Origin of the sequence: Bradyrhizobium sp. PUT101 (assembly GCF_052043945.1) — a bacterium.
In the GTDB taxonomy this organism is placed as follows: Bacteria; Pseudomonadota; Alphaproteobacteria; order Rhizobiales; family Xanthobacteraceae; genus Bradyrhizobium.
In genome coordinates, this window is record NZ_CP197207.1 from 5,022,176 (window position 1) to 5,037,630 (window position 15,455).

19 protein-coding genes are annotated in these 15,455 nt (G+C 65.4%); 12 read left to right on the forward strand and 7 right to left on the reverse strand.

Going from position 1 to position 15,455, the window contains the following annotated elements; all coding sequences use genetic code 11:
• Positions 1–86 precede the first annotated feature (86 nt).
• Positions 87–485 carry a hypothetical protein gene (locus ACSHT2_RS24200; RefSeq protein ID WP_440642916.1) on the reverse strand — a complete coding sequence of 133 codons (399 nt, stop codon included), beginning with the start codon at positions 483–485 and terminating at the stop codon, positions 87–89.
• Positions 486–695: 210 nt separating this feature from the next.
• Here ACSHT2_RS24200 and ACSHT2_RS24205 point away from each other — a divergent pair, with 210 nt between their 5' ends.
• Complete coding sequence (locus ACSHT2_RS24205; protein ID WP_440636978.1) at positions 696–1,847, forward strand: DUF3095 domain-containing protein; 1,152 nt, start codon at positions 696–698, stop codon at positions 1,845–1,847.
• Here ACSHT2_RS24205 and ACSHT2_RS24210 read toward each other — a convergent pair.
• From ACSHT2_RS24210 to ACSHT2_RS24220, 3 genes are all read right to left on the reverse strand, one after another.
• Positions 1,844–2,278, reverse strand: coding sequence for a DUF2147 domain-containing protein (locus ACSHT2_RS24210; protein ID WP_440636980.1), 435 nt, complete (start codon positions 2,276–2,278; stop codon positions 1,844–1,846). The genes ACSHT2_RS24205 and ACSHT2_RS24210 overlap by 4 nt on opposite strands.
• Before the next feature lie 105 nt (positions 2,279–2,383).
• A complete protein-coding gene (locus ACSHT2_RS24215; RefSeq protein ID WP_440636982.1) occupies positions 2,384–3,769 on the reverse strand; it encodes an MATE family efflux transporter in 1,386 nt (461 codons plus the stop codon).
• An 81-nt stretch (positions 3,770–3,850) separates the two neighbouring features.
• The gene (locus tag ACSHT2_RS24220; RefSeq protein WP_440636983.1) at positions 3,851–4,378 is read right to left on the reverse strand and encodes a GNAT family N-acetyltransferase; all 528 of its coding nucleotides are present in this window, start codon (positions 4,376–4,378) and stop codon (positions 3,851–3,853) included.
• 245 nt (positions 4,379–4,623) lie between these two features.
• On the opposite strand from ACSHT2_RS24220, the gene ACSHT2_RS24225 reads away from it, so the two are divergent.
• The 11 genes from ACSHT2_RS24225 (at position 4,624) to ACSHT2_RS24275 (ending at position 12,643) form a co-directional block, all read left to right on the forward strand.
• Positions 4,624–5,220, forward strand: coding sequence for a superoxide dismutase (locus ACSHT2_RS24225; RefSeq protein WP_027573470.1), 597 nt, complete (start codon positions 4,624–4,626; stop codon positions 5,218–5,220).
• A gap of 245 nt (positions 5,221–5,465) precedes the next feature.
• Positions 5,466–6,077 carry a permease gene (locus ACSHT2_RS24230; RefSeq protein ID WP_440636985.1) on the forward strand — a complete coding sequence of 204 codons (612 nt, stop codon included), beginning with the start codon at positions 5,466–5,468 and terminating at the stop codon, positions 6,075–6,077.
• Entirely contained in the window at positions 6,074–6,574 is a 501-nt protein-coding gene (locus ACSHT2_RS24235; RefSeq protein ID WP_440636986.1) for a hypothetical protein, read from the forward strand. The genes ACSHT2_RS24230 and ACSHT2_RS24235 overlap by 4 nt, the downstream gene beginning before the upstream one ends.
• Before the next feature lie 44 nt (positions 6,575–6,618).
• On the forward strand, positions 6,619–6,855 hold the full coding sequence (locus tag ACSHT2_RS24240; RefSeq protein ID WP_440636987.1) for a hypothetical protein: 237 nt from the start codon (positions 6,619–6,621) through the stop codon (positions 6,853–6,855).
• Positions 6,856–6,857: 2 nt separating this feature from the next.
• Positions 6,858–7,613 carry a metal ABC transporter ATP-binding protein gene (locus ACSHT2_RS24245; RefSeq protein ID WP_440636988.1) on the forward strand — a complete coding sequence of 252 codons (756 nt, stop codon included), beginning with the start codon at positions 6,858–6,860 and terminating at the stop codon, positions 7,611–7,613.
• Between the two features lie 6 nt (positions 7,614–7,619).
• A complete protein-coding gene (locus ACSHT2_RS24250) occupies positions 7,620–8,489 on the forward strand; it encodes a metal ABC transporter permease (protein ID WP_440636989.1) in 870 nt (289 codons plus the stop codon).
• A gap of 2 nt (positions 8,490–8,491) precedes the next feature.
• Entirely contained in the window at positions 8,492–9,355 is an 864-nt protein-coding gene (locus ACSHT2_RS24255) for a metal ABC transporter substrate-binding protein (RefSeq protein ID WP_440642917.1), read from the forward strand.
• A gap of 53 nt (positions 9,356–9,408) precedes the next feature.
• Positions 9,409–10,443 (forward strand): CobW family GTP-binding protein, encoded by a 1,035-nt coding sequence (locus ACSHT2_RS24260; protein WP_440636990.1) that lies wholly within the window; start codon positions 9,409–9,411, stop codon positions 10,441–10,443.
• The gene (locus ACSHT2_RS24265) at positions 10,443–11,462 is read left to right on the forward strand and encodes a WD40 repeat domain-containing protein (RefSeq protein ID WP_440636991.1); all 1,020 of its coding nucleotides are present in this window, start codon (positions 10,443–10,445) and stop codon (positions 11,460–11,462) included. The genes ACSHT2_RS24260 and ACSHT2_RS24265 overlap by 1 nt, the downstream gene beginning before the upstream one ends.
• 30 nt (positions 11,463–11,492) lie before the next feature.
• The gene (locus ACSHT2_RS24270; RefSeq protein ID WP_440636993.1) at positions 11,493–12,209 is read left to right on the forward strand and encodes an MgtC/SapB family protein; all 717 of its coding nucleotides are present in this window, start codon (positions 11,493–11,495) and stop codon (positions 12,207–12,209) included.
• Between the two features lie 101 nt (positions 12,210–12,310).
• On the forward strand, positions 12,311–12,643 hold the full coding sequence (locus ACSHT2_RS24275; RefSeq protein WP_440636995.1) for a hypothetical protein: 333 nt from the start codon (positions 12,311–12,313) through the stop codon (positions 12,641–12,643).
• 130 nt (positions 12,644–12,773) lie between these two features.
• Here ACSHT2_RS24275 and ACSHT2_RS24280 read toward each other — a convergent pair whose 3' ends face one another.
• The 3 genes from ACSHT2_RS24280 to ACSHT2_RS24290 all read right to left on the reverse strand — a co-directional run bounded on the left by ACSHT2_RS24280 (position 12,774) and on the right by ACSHT2_RS24290 (position 15,405).
• Positions 12,774–14,216, reverse strand: a complete 1,443-nt coding sequence (locus ACSHT2_RS24280; protein ID WP_440636996.1) for a homospermidine synthase — start codon at positions 14,214–14,216, stop codon at positions 12,774–12,776.
• Positions 14,217–14,283: 67 nt separating this feature from the next.
• The gene (locus ACSHT2_RS24285; RefSeq protein ID WP_440642918.1) at positions 14,284–14,673 is read right to left on the reverse strand and encodes a RidA family protein; all 390 of its coding nucleotides are present in this window, start codon (positions 14,671–14,673) and stop codon (positions 14,284–14,286) included.
• Positions 14,674–14,817: 144 nt separating this feature from the next.
• Entirely contained in the window at positions 14,818–15,405 is a 588-nt protein-coding gene (locus tag ACSHT2_RS24290; RefSeq protein ID WP_440636997.1) for a GNAT family N-acetyltransferase, read from the reverse strand.
• Positions 15,406–15,455: the final 50 nt, after the last annotated feature.

Below are 15,455 nucleotides of genomic sequence, written 5' to 3' on the forward strand. Positions count from 1 at the left end.
TGCAGCGGCTTTCCGAGGAGATCATGCACACACGGATGAACCAAAGCGCGATGACGATCTATCCAGACTCATCACGCTTTAGCTGCTCACGTCCGCTGCTTCGGTGAGTCCTTCGGCAGGTCAATCCGTTCGTGTGAAAATTCGGGCGGCCCTTCGGTGAGGCGGCGGATGCGGCGCTCGCGTTCGTCCGTCGGCAATGCGGGGTCGAGCAGCGTCTCGATCTCGTGGACTGCGATCTCTTCGATCCTGGTGGCCTCCGATTCGATCGGGTGCACCGGCGTGAGGACCGGGGGCGGGATATTCAGGCCCAGCTCGATCAGCTTGCAGATCGCATCCGAGCGGGTCAGGTGATGAGCTTCAGCCCAAGCGTCGACGGCTGCCGTCAGTCTTTCGGGCATCTTCACCGCGCTGATCGGGTCGATGCCCGTGCGCCGACGGACCGGAGAGGTGGAGTCCTTGTCGCCGAAGTCGGGCACCTCGATCATCCCATGCAACCTCTTGGAGCCAAGCGACGATAGCCGGTCTTCCCCGGCGGTCGTTTGATGCCGATCAATGACCCCGCCGCGGCATTGCAACGCTGCCGCATCTTGTTGTCAGGGTCGGTTTCGGCCAATGATTGAATGGGGCGCCGGCCAGCGAACCCGGATCGATCCCGCCACGTATTTGTTTCGCACTCCAACCATCCGGCGTCCCCGATGACCTCTGGCGAATCCTTCTATGGCGGCATTCCGGTCTTCCGAGGCTTCACCAGCCTGATGGACCCTGCGCTGTATTCGCCGCTCCCGGACGACTGGAGCATCGGTGTTGCCGACATCGTCGATTCGACCAAGGCGATCGCAGCGCAGCGCTACAAGGCGGTCAACATGGCTGGCGCCGCCGTGATCGCGGCGGTGACGAACGCGTTGGGAGGACGCGAATTCCCCTTCGTGTTCGGCGGCGACGGCGCCACCTTCGCGGTCGCGCCCCACGATCTCGAACTTGCCCGCGAGGCGCTGGCTGCGACCGCGACCTGGGTGCGGGAAGATCTCGATCTGACCATGCGCGTCGCGCTGGTGCCGGTCGGCATCATTCGCGCTCGAGGCCTTGACGTGCGCGTCGCCCGCTTCGGGCCGTCGGCAAACCTGTCCTATGCGATGTTCTCGGGCGGAGGACTCGCTTGGGCCGACGCCGCGATGAAGCGTGGCGAGTTTGCGGTCACGGCGGCGCCCGCCGGCACGCAGCCCGATCTCTCCGGCCTGTCCTGCCGCTTCGAGGTGATTCCGGCCTCCCGTGGATTGATCCTGTCGGTGCTGGTGCTGCCGGCACGCGGCGCCGATCCGCAGGCCTTCCGCAAGGTGATCGAGGACGTCATCCATCTCGTCGAGCGAAGTCCGGATGGCGGCCGCCCGGTGCCGTCGCAGGGGCCGCCGCTGAAATGGCCGCCGCAGGGGCTGGACTTCGAGGCCCGCACCAGGCGTGGCGGTCCCCTGCTCGCGCGCCGGGCCAGCGTGCTGGCCTACACGCTGTTCGCCTATCTGATCATGCGCTTCGACCTCAAGGTCGGCGGCTTCGTGCCAGACGTCTACAGGCGTCAGGTGGCGGAGAACTCGGACTTCAGGAAATATGACGACGGGTTGCGCATGATCCTCGACTGTACGGGCGAGCTCGAACGTGCCCTCACCGATCGTCTCGCGGCGGCTGCGCGCGAGGGTATCGTGCGTTACGGCCTCTACCGGCAGGACGCCGCCATGATGACCTGCTTCACGCCGTCGCTGCTGCGGAGCGATCACGTCCATTTCATCGACGGCGCGCGGGGCGGCTACGCCTCGGCGGCGACGGCGCTGAAGGCGATGATTGCAGCGAGTTAGCGCCCCGTGCGCGTCCAGGTCTCGCCGCCGCAGAGCGCGCCGACGCAGCCTTCGACCCGCAGCGAATCCGCCGATGTCAAGCTGATGCTGCTGGCATAGGTGCTGCCGTCGTCGGCATTGTAGATCTGGCCCGACCATTTGCTCGGACCGGAGGGCTGCATGCCGCTGAACAATGGCAGGCCGATCATCGGGCGCCTGGCGAGCGCGGGATTGGGATTCTTGTTGTCGGTGGCGGGCTGGCCGGTTGAGGTGTCATAGGGCTCGCGCAGCCAGACGATGTGGCCGCAGATGCCGCCGCCGCACTTGCTGATCTTGACGCGCGCATCACCCGCTTGCGTGAGCCATGTCCCGTCGGCGTTCTGCGCACGAGCGGCAGATGCCCCAAGCAGCGGGGCGAGGAGGACGATGAGCGCTGCGAATCTGGAAATCATGCAGAGGGTCCCGAAAATGGAGCGCCTCCATAGCAGCCCGGCAGGATTGTGCAACGCGGGCTGGAATCACATTCCTGCGTTCATTTCGCGCTCACCTGCCTGCGATCATTTGCCCCAGCGCACGAAGGCGACCGAGGCCGCGGTCGACAGCCCGAACACCACCATGGCGCCGCCGACCAGCGCGAACAGGGTCCAGGCCGGAGCTTGCGCAGACATGAGTCCGACGCCGCCGATCGCGACGATCAGGAGCCGGGCCGTGGATGCGAGCACGGGCCCGCCCACGCGTGCCGCGCCCTGTGACGAGAAGTATAACGACACACCCATGCCGAAGAACACGAAGGCCGGACCTGCCCAGTGGAAATAGCTGTGCGCGGCGGCGGTGACGCCGGGATCCCGCGTGAAGAGCCCGACCCACAGCGACGGAGCGAGCGCGACGGCGAGGCCGATCAGGCCGATCGTGAGTCCGGAGGCCGCAGCCGCTGTCCAGGCCACACGCCGCGCGCGCTTCACGTGTCCGGCGCCGATCGCCATGCCGACCATCGGCACCGAGGCGATGCCGAAGGCGAAGGTGATCGGGATCAGCAGAAATTCCAGCCGCGATCCGATGCCATAGCCTGCCAGCATCTCGTTGCCGAAGGTCGCGAGGATTTTTGTGAAGATCAGGATGGTGAGCACGGTCTGGAGCGGCGACAAGCAGGCCACCGCGCCGACCTTGAGGATGTCCAGGAACATCGCGCGCTCGAAATGAAACGCGCGGATATCGAGCGGCAGCCGGCTGCGCCCGGACAACAGATACCAGAGGAAGAAGATCGCGGCGCAGCTGAACGCGATCAGCTGCCCGCTTGCGACACCCGGCATGCCGAATTGCGGCACTCCGAACAGGCCGAGCCCGAGCGTGCCGCCAAGCGCGATCTGGAGCACGCTCGCTCCGATCAATGTCATCGAGGGCAGGCGCATGTCGCCGGTGCCGCGGATCACCGAGGCCAGCGTGTTGACGAGCCAGATCGCGACCGCGCCGGAGAACAGCACCTGCGAATAGCCGCTGGCTTCTTCCAGCACGCGCTCGCGCCCGCCGAGCAGCGCGAAGAAGGAGCGGCCGAAGACGAGCATCATCACCGTGAAGAACAGCCCGCCGCAGAGGCCGATGATGGCGGCATGCAGCGCCAGCGTCGCGGCGCGGTCGCGATCACCGGCACCGAGCGCGCGGCTGATCGCAGAGGAGACACCGCCGCCCATCGCGCCCGCGCTCATCATCTGCGTCAGCATCGCGAAAGGAAACACCAGTGCGATCGCGGCGAGCGGAATGGTGCCGAGGCGGCCGATATAGGAGGTCTCGGCAATCGCAACCAGCGTGCTGCCGACCATCGCGATCATGTTGGGAATCGCGAGCCGCAGCAGCGTCGGCAGGATCGGCGCGGTCAGGAGGCTGGCGATGGGGGAGGCAACCGGCGCAACCGGCGGGACGGCGTCTGCAGGGGCGTCGATCGTCATGTTCACCGGGTGGAATATTAAATGATGATCGACATATTATCAGGCGTGCGGCAGCCGGCGCAGCCCTCGCTCACGCAGGGCTCACCACGGCAGGCCGCATAGGTCGATTGTTCCGAGCGTCGGGGCGCGCACGATGTCGAGGACATACGGCGCCATGTAGTCGAAGCGGATCCGCCCCTCCGGCTGCTCGCAATAGACCTCTCCCTTGAAGGGCTGCCATTTACGGGCCTCATAGAACGCGAAATTGTGCGGCTCGCAGAACAGCAGCGCGAAGCGGGCTGCCTCATTGGCCCTGATGGTGTGCACGGCCGCGTCGATCGCCACGGTCGCATAGCCGCGGCCGCGGCGGTCCTCGCGGGTGCAGACCCCGCCGAGGCCGCCAATGTGGACCTTCTGTCCGTTCCAGCTGACGGTCCGGAAGTAGATGCCGACGTGGCAGACGAGACCGTCCTCGGGCGTCTCGATCAGCACGCGGAGGTCCGCATTGGCCCATTTGACGTGAGCCCAAGGCGGCTTCTCCGCCGCATCGTGTCCCCAGACCGCGCTGAGCAGCGGCTTTGCAATCGGCCACGAGGCGTCGCCGTTCAAAATGTCGATTTCAATGCTCATGGCCCTGTCTTTCGCAACCTCGGTGCGCAGGGCATTCGTTCTGCCATAAGCACCTCAAAGGCAATGATATTTTGCATCGAGCCACCAGGACCGCGCAAATCTTCGCGTGCTGCGACGATTTTATGCAATCGTGCCAAGCGTCCTCGCCGCGCGTTTTCGAAATTCTGAGGTATTTAACGGCCGCGGAACCTTCTATAAGGGGTGACCGTTAGAACTCGTTCCCCACCAGTTGCGGACAAGAACCCATGACCTTTACGCTTCCCCCACTCCCTTACGCCTATGACGCCCTCGGCCAGTACATGTCGAAGGAGACGCTGGAATATCATCACGACAAGCATCATCAGGCCTACGTCACCAACGGCAACAACGCGCTCAAGGGGACCGAATGGGAAGGCAAGTCCCTTGAAGAGATCGTCAAGGGCTCGTTCGGCAAGAACCCTGCGGTGTTCAACAATGCCGGCCAGCACTACAACCACATCCACTTCTGGAGCTGGATGAAGCCCAATGGCGGCGGCACCAAGCTGCCGGGCAAGCTCGAGAAGAAGATCAACGAGGACCTCGGCGGCTTCGAGAAGTTCAAGACCGACTTCCAGGCGGCCGGTGTCGGCCAGTTCGGTTCCGGCTGGTGCTGGCTCCAGGTCAAGAACGGCAAGCTCGAAATCTCCAAGACCCCGAACGGCGAGAATCCGCTGGTGCACGGCGCCACCCCGATCCTCGGCTGCGACGTCTGGGAGCACTCCTACTACATCGACTATCGCAACCGCCGCCCCGACTATCTCAAGGCGTTCGTCGAGAACCTCGTGAACTGGGAATACGTGGAGTCCCTGTTCGAGAAGGCCTGAGTTCTCACCTCGTCATTCCGGGATGGTGCGTTAGCACCAGACCCGGAATCTCGAGATTCCGGGTTCGGCTTCGCGCGCCCCGGAATGACGGAAGTCAAAAAGGCGGTCGCATCAGCGGTCGCCTTTTTTGCTGTGCGGAATTTGTCCTGCACGGTGCGTGTATCGGCCTGTGATCGTTCCGTTTGCAACGCCCGGCCGGCGCTCCTAATCAGAACGGGCCATCCCCTCGATCCGACCCGAGCCCGTTGTCAGAACCTTCCCCGAAAGACCCGGCGCCTGCCGAGGACGCAGACTTCGAGCCGCGGCCGGGGCGCGTGCGCAAGCCGATCGGCTGGTCGACCATCATCATCGCAGCCCTGGTGGCGGTGAGTGCGGCGCTGGTCTGGCGGCGTGACGGCGCCGACGGCGTCCTCGACATTCTCACCCACGACCTCTCGCTGTTCGGCGGCATCCTGCCGCGCGTGCTGGCCGGTTGCCTGCTCGGCGCCTTCATCTCCGAGATCCTGCCGCACGAAAAGGTCTCGCGCTCGCTGGGGCCGAAATCCGGCCTGAGGGGCCTTCTGATCGGCACCGCCTTTGGCGCGATCCTGCCGGGCGGTCCCTTCACCGCCTATCCCGTGGCGAGCGCGCTGCTCGCAGTTGGCGCCGATTTCGGCGCCACCATCGCCATGGTCGTGAGCTGGACCCTGATCGGCTACGGCCGGGCGGTCGCCTGGGAGATCCCGATCATGGGCACCGATTTTACGCTGTGGCGGATCGTGATCTCGCTGCCGCTGCCGGTGCTCGCAGGTGCCCTCGGCCGCTTCGTCTATGTCAGGCTCTATCCGAAGCCGCTCGCGAAGGAGGACGAGAATTGAGCGCGGCGCTTCTGATCGACATCCTGTTGTGGGGCTCGGTGCTGGGCGTCGGCCTGATCGCGTTCCGCCGCGGCCCTCCGGTGTTCAAGGCCTCGCTCCGCGAAGGCTCGATGGACTTCATCAACATCGTGCCGCGGATCGCGCTGGGTGTGATCGGCTCCGGCTACATCGCCGCCATCATCCCGCAGGAGGTCATCACCGGCTGGCTCGGCCCGGACAGCGGTTGGTTCGGGGTCGCGGCCGCCGTGGTCGCCGGCGCCGCCACGCCGGGCGGCCCGGTGATCGGCTTCTCCATCGGCACCGTGGCGCTGAAGTCCGGCGGCGGGGTGCCCCAGGTGGTCGCTTATGTCGTCGCCTGGGCCCTGTTCGCCTTCCAGCGTGTGATTTTGTGGGAAATCCCGTTCATGCCGGCCCGTTTCGTCTGGTTCCGCTGCGCCGTATCCATGCCATTCCCGTTCGTGGCCGCCGCCATCGCGATGGTGATCGGCAAGCCGTGAGCCCGGCGTGGACAGCGGGAATGTTATAATATAACGTTCTTGGCATGGTTCCCGCCGCATCCCGTGCCCACAATCACGACCATGCCCACGGCAACGCCCATGGACACGGGCATGCGCATGGGCGCGACCACAGCCATGCCCATGTTCATGATGCGACGTCTCCGCATCCGGCCCAGGCGGCGCCCTGGTCGATCCTGCGCATGACCATGGCAGGCCGTCTCGCGGCTGCCGCTGCCGTTTGTGCCGTTCTCTGGGGCGTCGTTTTTCTGGCGATGAGGTGAGGATGGCGGCGCTGCATTTCCACAACGTCACGCTGGGCTATGACCGTCATCCGGCGGTGCACCATCTCAGCGGCGAGGTCGCCCCGGGCGCGCTTGTCGCGGTGATCGGCCCGAACGGCGCCGGCAAGTCGACCCTGCTGCGCGGCATCGTCGGCATCCTCAAACCGCTCGATGGCACCATCCATCTCGGCGGCCTCGACCCCCGCGACATCGCCTATCTGCCGCAGAGCGCGGAGATCGACCGCAGCTTCCCGATCTCGGTGTTCGACTTCGTCGGCACCGGGCTGTGGCGCGCGACTGGCCTGTTCGGTGGCATCGGCAAGGCTGCCCGCGAGAGGATCCTCGGTGCGATCGCGTCCGTCGGCCTCAATGGATTCGAGAACCGCCCGATCGGCACGCTCTCGGGCGGCCAGATGCAGCGCGTGCTGTTCGCGCGCGTGCTGCTCCAGGATGCGAGCCTGATCGTGCTCGACGAGCCCTTCAACGCCATCGACACCAAGACAACGGCCGATCTGCTCGCGCTGGTGAAGCGATGGCACGGCGAAGGCCGCACCGTGCTCGCCGCGCTGCATGACATGGAGATGGTGCGCAACCATTTCAGCGACACGCTGGTGCTGGCGCGCGGCCCCGTGGCATGGGGCCCGACCGCCGAGGTGCTGACGCCGGAAAACCTGATCGTTGCGATGCGGATGTGCGAGGCCTTCGACGACAGCGCCGCGGCCTGCGCGGCCGATGATATCAGCTCGCGGGCGGCTTGATATCCGATGATCTATGACGCGCTGATCGGTCCGTTCACCGAATTCGAGTTCATGCGGCGGGCGCTCGCCGCCGTGATCGCGCTGGCGCTGGCGGGTGCGCCGATCGGCGTATTCCTGATGCTGCGGCGGATGAGCCTCGTCGGCGATGCCATGGCGCATGCGATCCTGCCCGGCGCGGCCGTCGGATTCCTGCTCTCGGGCCTTAGCCTGTTCGCGATGACGGCCGGCGGCCTGATCGCCGGCTTTGCAGTCGCGATCCTCGCCGGCGTGGTCGCCCGCTCGACCGGGCTGAAGGAGGACGCGTCGCTTGCGACCTTCTATCTGGCCTCGCTTGCGCTCGGCGTCACCATCGTCTCGATCAAGGGCACGAATATCGATCTGCTGCACGTGCTGTTCGGCAACATCCTCGCAATGGACGATCAGACGCTGCTGGTGGTCGCCTTCAACGCCACGGTGACTCTGCTGGTGCTCGCGGTGATCTATCGCCCGCTGGTGATCGAGAGCGTCGATCCCCTGTTTTTGCGCACCGTGAGTCGCGCCGGCGGCCCCGCGCATCTCGCCTTCCTCGCGCTCGTCGTCGTCAACCTCGTCAACGGCTTTCAGGCGCTCGGTACGCTGCTCGCGGTCGGCCTCATGATCCTGCCGGCGGGCATTGCCCGGTTCTGGTCGCGAGATCTGACCAGGATGATCTGCATCGCCGTCGTTGCTGCCGCGGTCTCGGGCTATGCGGGGCTGGTCCTGTCGTTCCAGACCCGTGTGCCGTCAGGTCCCGCCATCATTCTCGTGGCGACGATGCTCTACATCGTCTCCGTGCTGTTCGGCCGTGTCGGCGGCATCGTCCGGCAACTGCTTCCCGGCCGGCATCTGGAAGCATGACGATGCGGCTCATCCTGTTTTGTGCGCTGTTGCTGATCGCCGCGCCGCTGCATGCCGCGGAGCGGCTCAACGTCGTCGCGAGCTTCTCGATTCTCGGCGATTTCGTCCGCAACGTCGGTGGTGACCGCATCAATCTGACGACGCTGGTCGGCGCGGACGGCGACGTCCACGTCTACACGCCGGCCCCCGCCGACGCGAAGCGGGTCGCGGATGCAAAGCTCGTCATCGTCAATGGACTCGGCCTCGAGGGCTGGCTGCCGCGTCTCGTCCAATCCTCCGGCAGCAAGGCAACGGTCGTCGTTGCCAGCGCCGGAATCGTACCTCTGAAGCTTGGCTCAGCTGCGGATCCCCACGCATGGCAGTCTGTCCCGAATGCCAGAATCTACGTGACCGACATCGCCAATGCGTTGGCCGCCGCCGTCCCGGGTGAGGCGGACTTCTTCCGCACCCAGGCCAAGGCCTATCTGGAAAAGCTCGAAACGCTCGACCGCGAGATCCGCGACGCCGTGGCGAAAATTCCGCCGGAGCGGCGCAAGGTGATCTCCACCCACGATGCCTTCGGCTATTTTTCCGCCGAGTACGGTATCCGGTTCATCGCCCCCCTGGGCGTCTCCACGGAAACCGAACCCAGCGCGCGCGACATTGCGGCCATCATCAGCCAGATCAAGGCCCAGAAGATCCCGGCCGTGTTCCTGGAAAATATCAGCGACGATCGCCTGATCCGCCGGATCGCGGCCGAGAGCGGCGCCAAGGTCGGCGGGACCCTGATTTCGGACAGTTTGACCGGCGAAAAGGGGTCTGCACCCACTTACATTGACATGGTCAGGCACAATATAAAGGCCCTGACCAGCGCGCTTGACCATTAGGCAGGGGCCACCCCGCCTCGCGTCGCGCGACAAGCCCGAAGTCCGGAGTTGTTATGTCTGAAGCGACCTCCCAAAAGATTCCCGTGACTGTCCTGACCGGCTATCTCGGAGCCGGCAAGACCACGCTCCTGAACCGCATCCTGTCCGAAAACCACGGCAAGAAATACGCCGTCATCGTCAACGAATTCGGCGAAATCGGCATCGACAACGACCTCATCATCGGCGCCGATGAGGAAGTGTTCGAGATGAACAATGGTTGCATCTGCTGCACCGTGCGCGGCGACCTCGTCCGCATCATGGACGGACTGATGAAGCGCAAGGGCAAGTTCGACGCCATCATCGTCGAGACCACGGGTCTCGCCGATCCGGCGCCGGTCGCCCAGACATTCTTCGTCGACGAGGACGTGCAGAAGAACGCGCGGCTCGACGCGGTCGTCACGGTTGCCGATGCCAAATGGCTGTCCGACCGGCTCAAGGATGCACCCGAGGCCAAGAACCAGATCGCCTTTGCCGACGTGATCGTCCTGAACAAGACCGACCTCGTCTCCAAGGGCGAGCTCGCCGAGGTCGAGGCCCGCATTCGCGGCATCAACCCCTATGCGAAGCTTCACCGCACCGAGCGCTGCTCGGTCGCCTTGGCCGACGTGCTCGACCGCGGCGCGTTCGATCTCGACCGCATCCTCGACATCGAGCCGGACTTCCTGGAGGCCGACGACCATGATCATCACCATCACGGCCACGACCATCACCACCACGATCACGGCCACGGCCTGAAGCACTATCATGATGAGGAGATGCAGTCGCTCTCGCTCAAGACCGACAAGCCGCTCGACCCGAATGTGTTCATGCCCTGGCTCCAGAACCTGGTGCAGGTCGAGGGCGGCAAGATCCTTCGCTCCAAGGGCATCCTCGCCTTCCATGACGACGAGGACCGCTATGTCTTCCAGGGCGTCCACATGATGCTGGAGGGCAACCACCAGCGGAAGTGGAAGGAGGGTGAGCCGCGCGAGAGTCGTCTCGTCTTCATCGGCCGCGAATTGCCGGAAGAGGCCATCCGCAAGGGTTTCGAGAGCTGCATCGTCTCGTGATGAAAGAGTTCACGCCGCCTCCCGATTCCGCCTCGATCGTCTCAGTCACCGACCGCGTCAAACCGATCGCGCTCGGCATGGCCGTGACCTCGGTGCATTTCCTTGGTCCCCGCGCTGCCTTCGTCGGTGGCGAGGAAAACGTCGCGTTCGTCGATAGCAAAGGCGAGATCACCACGGTTGCCGTGCACAACGGCGGCATTCTCTCGACCGCTTCCGACGGCAAGCAGCTCGTGATGGGCGGCGACGACGGCAAGGTCGTGTCGCTCGACGCCGAGGGCGAGGTGACGCTGCTCGCCACCGACCCGAAGCGGCGCTGGATCGATGCGGTGGCGCTGCATGCCGACGGTGCCTTCGCCTGGTCGGCCGGCAAGACGGCCACCGTCAAGAGCGGCAAGGCCGAGGAGAAGTCGCTCGAGGTGCCCTCGACCGTCGGCGGCCTTGCCTTCGCGCCGAAGGGCCTGCGGCTCGCGATCGCGCATTACAACGGCGTGACGCTGTGGTTTCCGAACATGGCGGGATCAGCCGAATTCCTGCCCTGGGCCGGTTCGCATCACGGTGTCAGCTTCAGCCCGGATAACAAATTCCTGGTCACCGCGATGCACGAGCCGGCGCTGCATGGCTGGCGGCTTGCCGACAACAGGCACATGCGCATGACCGGCTATCCCGGCCGCGTCCGCTCGATGTCCTGGAGTGCGGGCGGCAAGGGATTGGCGACTTCGGGTGCCGACACCGTCATCGTATGGCCGTTCGGCAGCAAGGACGGCCCGATGGGCAAGGAGCCCGCGATGCTCGCCCCGCTGCAGGCGCGCGTGTCGGTCGTCGCCTGCCATCCGAAGAACGACATTCTCGCCGCCGGTTACAGCGACGGCACCGTGCTGATGGTGCGCCTGGAGGATGGCGCCGAGATCCTGGTCCGCCGCAACGGCACACCGGCCGTGGCCGCGCTCGCCTGGAACGCCAAGGGGACGTTGCTGGCCTTCGCCGATGAAAATGGGGATGGCGGCCTGCTGGAGCTTTAATCTGTCATCGTTCTGGCCGTATAGGGGGCCATGCGGTTTCTGACGACCTTCCAGCTTGCCGACTTCGGCGACACGCTGATCAGCCTGACCACGGCCTTCGTGCTGGGCACGCTGATCGGCGCCGAGAGGCAGTACCGCCAGCGCACCGCGGGCTTGCGCACCAACGTGCTGGTCGCGGTCGGCGCGGCCGCCTTCGTCGATCTCGCCATGCAGCTGGACGGCGCCGATGGCGCGGTGCGGGTGATCGCCTATGTCGTCTCCGGCATCGGCTTCCTGGGCGCCGGCGTCATCATGAAGCAGGGCATGGATGTGCGCGGGCTCAATACCGCGGCGACGCTGTGGGCCTCGGCCGCGGTCGGCTCCTGCGCCGGCGCCGACATGGTCGCGCAGGCGACCGGCCTGACCGTGTTCGTCATCGCCGGCAACACCATGCTGCGCCCGCTGGTCAATGCCATCAATCGCATTCCCCTGAACGAGAAGGCGCTGGAGGCGAGTTACTATTTCAAGCTCGCAGTTGCGGCCGACGCTCTTCCGGATATGCGCGACCGGCTCGTCGAGAAGCTCGAGGCCGCGAAATATTCGGTGGCCGATATCGACGTGGCCGAAATCGGCGAGGACGTTCTCGAGATCGCCGCACGGCTGGTTGCGACCGCGGTCGACCCGAACGAGCTGAACGCGGTGGCGACAGATCTCCAGCATTTGCCGGGCGTGCGCCACGCGACCTGGGAGGTCAGCACGACCGACTGAGCGCGGCGTTTTGGCGCGCAAGGGTTGGGTTCCCGCTCCTTCCGCCGGGGAACCGGCGCGGCCCAGTTTCGTTGATCCCGCGGACAAAGGCGGTGATCGATATGCCCGGCCAAGATGAGAAGCGCAGACTGAAGCTCGATCTGACAATTGCCGGCGCGTTGTTCGCAGCAGGCGTCGTGGTGTCAGTGATGTCGCTCGCGCAAATCCGCGCCGAAAGCCGGATGGAGCTGGTGCAGGCAACGCCACCGCTCCAGGGCACTCCGTCCGACGATCAGAACAAGACGCCCGCGGAGTCCAAGCCCGGCGGTGACCGGCCGACCACGCCGGCCCCCGAGCCCGCGCGACCGGATTCCCAGACGCAGGGCGCCGCGACCAAACCGGCGCTGCCGCCGGCTCCAGCGGAGAAGATCGCGCCGCCGATGAAGGAGAAGTAGGCTTCTCTGTCATTCCGGGGCGCGCGAAGCGCGAGCCCGGCATCCATTCACCTGCACGTTCTGCCGCCCGATGGATTCCGGGCTCGCGCCAAGTGGCGCGCCCCGGAATGACGGGCAGAGAGAGGTGAGCTCACCGCACCAGAACATTCCGGAACTGCCAGGGATCGCTCGTGTCGATGTCTTCCGGAAACAATCCCGGACGATCGGTCAGCGGCGTCCAGTCGGTGTAGAAACCCTTCACGGGGCCGAGATAGGGCAGCTGGATTTCGAGCAGGCGATCGAAATCCATTTCGTCGGCTTCGACGATGCCTGCGTTCGGGTTCTCCAGCGCCCACACCATGCCGCCGAGCACTGCGGAGGTCACTTGCAACCCGGTGGCGTTCTGATAGGGCGCGAGCCTGCGGGTCTCTTCGATGGAGAGCTGCGAGCCGTACCAGTAGGCGTTCTTGTCATGGCCGAATAGCAGCACGCCGAGCTCGTCGATGCCGTCGACGATCTCGTTCTCGTCGAGGATGTGGTGCTTTTCCTGCATCTTCCCGGCGCGGCCGAACATTTCATGCAGCGACAGCACGGCATCGTCAGCCGGATGGTAGGCATAGTGGCAGGTCGGCCGGTAGACCGCCGTGCCCGATGCGTCACGCACGGTGAAGTAATCCGCGATCGAGATCGACTCGTTGTGGGTGACGAGGAAGCCATATTGCGCGCCGCGGGTCGGGCACCAGGTGCGCACGCGCGTGTTGGCGCCGGGCTGCATCAGATAGATTGCGGCGCCGCAGCCGGCTTCGTGGGTCCGCGCGTTCTCGGGCATCCATTTCTCATGGGTGCCCCAGCCGAGTTCGGACGGCTGCACGCCTTCCGACAGGAAGCCTTCCACCGACCAGGTGTTGACGAAGACGTCAGGCTCCTTGGGCTTCTTGGATCGCTGGGTGTCGCGTTCGGCGATGTGGATGCCCTTGATGCCGGCCTGTCGCATCAAATCCGCCCATTCGGCCCTGGTCTTCGGCCTTGGGGCGTTGAGCTTCAGATCAGCGGCGACGTTGAGCAGCGCCTGCTTGACGAAAAAGGAGACCATGCCGGGATTGGCGCCGCAGCAGGAGACGGCCGTCGTCGAGCCGGCGGGGCGCGCCTTCTTGGCCGCCAGCGTCACCTCGCGGAGGGCGTAGTTGGAGCGCGCTTCCGGGCCCTTCGATGAATCGAAATAGAAACCGAGCCAGGGTTCGTTGACGGTGTCGATGTAGAGAGCGCCGAGCTCGTTGCAGAGCTCCATGATGTCGGTCGAGCCGGTATCGACCGAGAGATTGACGCAAAAGCCCTGGCCGCCGCCTTCGGTGAGCAGCGGCGTCAGCACCTCGCGATAATTGTCCCTGGTCAGGCCCTTCTGGATGAACCTGACATTGTGCTTCTCGCAAAGCGCCTTGCGGCCCTCGTCCTTGGGATCGAGCACGGTGATGCGCGACTTGTCGTAGTCGAGATGCCGCTCGATCAACGGCAATGTGCCTTTGCCGATGGAGCCGAAGCCGACCATGACGATGGGGCCGGTGATCTTCGCGTAGATCTGCGAGGCGGGGCTCATGGGATGGTTTCTCCAGAAAGTGCCGGCGGACAAAGAGTGCGGGGTGGATCAGGCGCTGCGGCGCTTGTCAGATGCTGCGGCGCTTGGCGGTGACTTCGATCTCGACCTTCATCTCGGGGTTGGCGAGGGCGGTGACGACAAGCAACGTCGCAGCCGGCCTGATGTCGCCGAGAACCTCGCCGCAGACGGCGAAGTGGGCGTCGATGTAGCTAGCGTCGGTGACGTAGTAGGTCGCACGGACGATATCGGCCATCTCGAATCCGCCCTCCTTCAGGGCGGCTTCGATGGTCTTGAAGCAGTTGCGTGACTGGCTCGTGACATCGGCCGGCATCGTCATCGTGGTGTAGTCATAGCCGGTCGTTCCCGCGACGAAGGCAAAATCGCCGTCGATCACAGCGCGGCTGTAGCCGACGGTCTTCTCGAGGGGCGAGCCGGTGGAGATCAGGCGGCGGGACATGGTCATGGGCCTCGACGGACGGAAGGGTGTTTCGCGGGGTTTAAGGGCGTTTCTCGCGCCTGCGCAACCCCAAAAGGAAGCCAGCGCAGGCGCGGCCGGGCGCTGCCGCTCAGTACTATTTCGCTCTTCTATGAAGGCGATCTCTTAGGCCGCGTGCGCCTGGAGGGCGCGAACCGCCCTCCGTTTGGACAGGGCCGCGCCGGTCGGGACGATCATTCCTTCGGCGCCATCGAGCGCGCGATCGGTGAATTCGACCGCCAGCAGGCGGTCGCGCTCGAACGGGCCGGGCAGCGAGAGCTCGCCGGTCTTCTCCGCCGAGAAGCCGAAGCGGGCGTAATAGGGGGCGTCGCCGAGCAGGATCACGGCGGCATGCCCGCGCGCCCGGGCGGCGGCCAGCGCTTGATGCATCAGCGCGGCGCCTATCCCGAGCTCGCGGCAGGCAGGGTCCACCGCCAGCGGTCCGAGGACCAGAGCGGGCCTGCCTCCGGCGCTGACGTGCCACAGCCGCACGGTTCCCACGAGCCTGCCCTCGCGCACGGCGGCCAGCGCGAGGCCGGCGGCAGGTGCGCGCCCGTCGCGCAGGCGCTGGCAGGTGCGGCCGTGGCGGGTCTCGCCAAAGCAGGCATCGAGCAGCGCCTCACGCATCGCGACGTCGGCAGCACGCTCGTTGCGGATCGCGAACGGAGCGGCTTTCGAGGAGAGGGCGATCTGTGGCTTCCGAGGAGCAGTCATGGCGCGTCAGTCCCCGCTTGAATCCGTGCGCCAGGGGCACGCGGACTCAA

Coding starts and splice junctions, on each gene's coding strand:
- ACSHT2_RS24200 (WP_440642916.1), bottom strand. CDS start 485: ATGATCGAGGTGCCCGACTTCGGCGACAAGGACTCCACCTCTCCGGTC.
- ACSHT2_RS24205 (WP_440636978.1), top strand. CDS start 696: ATGACCTCTGGCGAATCCTTCTATGGCGGCATTCCGGTCTTCCGAGGC.
- ACSHT2_RS24210 (WP_440636980.1), bottom strand. CDS start 2,278: ATGATTTCCAGATTCGCAGCGCTCATCGTCCTCCTCGCCCCGCTGCTT.
- ACSHT2_RS24215 (WP_440636982.1), bottom strand. CDS start 3,769: ATGACGATCGACGCCCCTGCAGACGCCGTCCCGCCGGTTGCGCCGGTT.
- ACSHT2_RS24220 (WP_440636983.1), bottom strand. CDS start 4,378: ATGAGCATTGAAATCGACATTTTGAACGGCGACGCCTCGTGGCCGATT.
- ACSHT2_RS24225 (WP_027573470.1), top strand. CDS start 4,624: ATGACCTTTACGCTTCCCCCACTCCCTTACGCCTATGACGCCCTCGGC.
- ACSHT2_RS24240 (WP_440636987.1), top strand. CDS start 6,619: ATGGTTCCCGCCGCATCCCGTGCCCACAATCACGACCATGCCCACGGC.
- ACSHT2_RS24245 (WP_440636988.1), top strand. CDS start 6,858: ATGGCGGCGCTGCATTTCCACAACGTCACGCTGGGCTATGACCGTCAT.
- ACSHT2_RS24250 (WP_440636989.1), top strand. CDS start 7,620: ATGATCTATGACGCGCTGATCGGTCCGTTCACCGAATTCGAGTTCATG.
- ACSHT2_RS24255 (WP_440642917.1), top strand. CDS start 8,492: ATGCGGCTCATCCTGTTTTGTGCGCTGTTGCTGATCGCCGCGCCGCTG.
- ACSHT2_RS24260 (WP_440636990.1), top strand. CDS start 9,409: ATGTCTGAAGCGACCTCCCAAAAGATTCCCGTGACTGTCCTGACCGGC.
- ACSHT2_RS24265 (WP_440636991.1), top strand. CDS start 10,443: ATGAAAGAGTTCACGCCGCCTCCCGATTCCGCCTCGATCGTCTCAGTC.
- ACSHT2_RS24270 (WP_440636993.1), top strand. CDS start 11,493: ATGCGGTTTCTGACGACCTTCCAGCTTGCCGACTTCGGCGACACGCTG.
- ACSHT2_RS24275 (WP_440636995.1), top strand. CDS start 12,311: ATGCCCGGCCAAGATGAGAAGCGCAGACTGAAGCTCGATCTGACAATT.
- ACSHT2_RS24280 (WP_440636996.1), bottom strand. CDS start 14,216: ATGAGCCCCGCCTCGCAGATCTACGCGAAGATCACCGGCCCCATCGTC.
- ACSHT2_RS24285 (WP_440642918.1), bottom strand. CDS start 14,673: ATGTCCCGCCGCCTGATCTCCACCGGCTCGCCCCTCGAGAAGACCGTC.
- ACSHT2_RS24290 (WP_440636997.1), bottom strand. CDS start 15,405: ATGACTGCTCCTCGGAAGCCACAGATCGCCCTCTCCTCGAAAGCCGCT.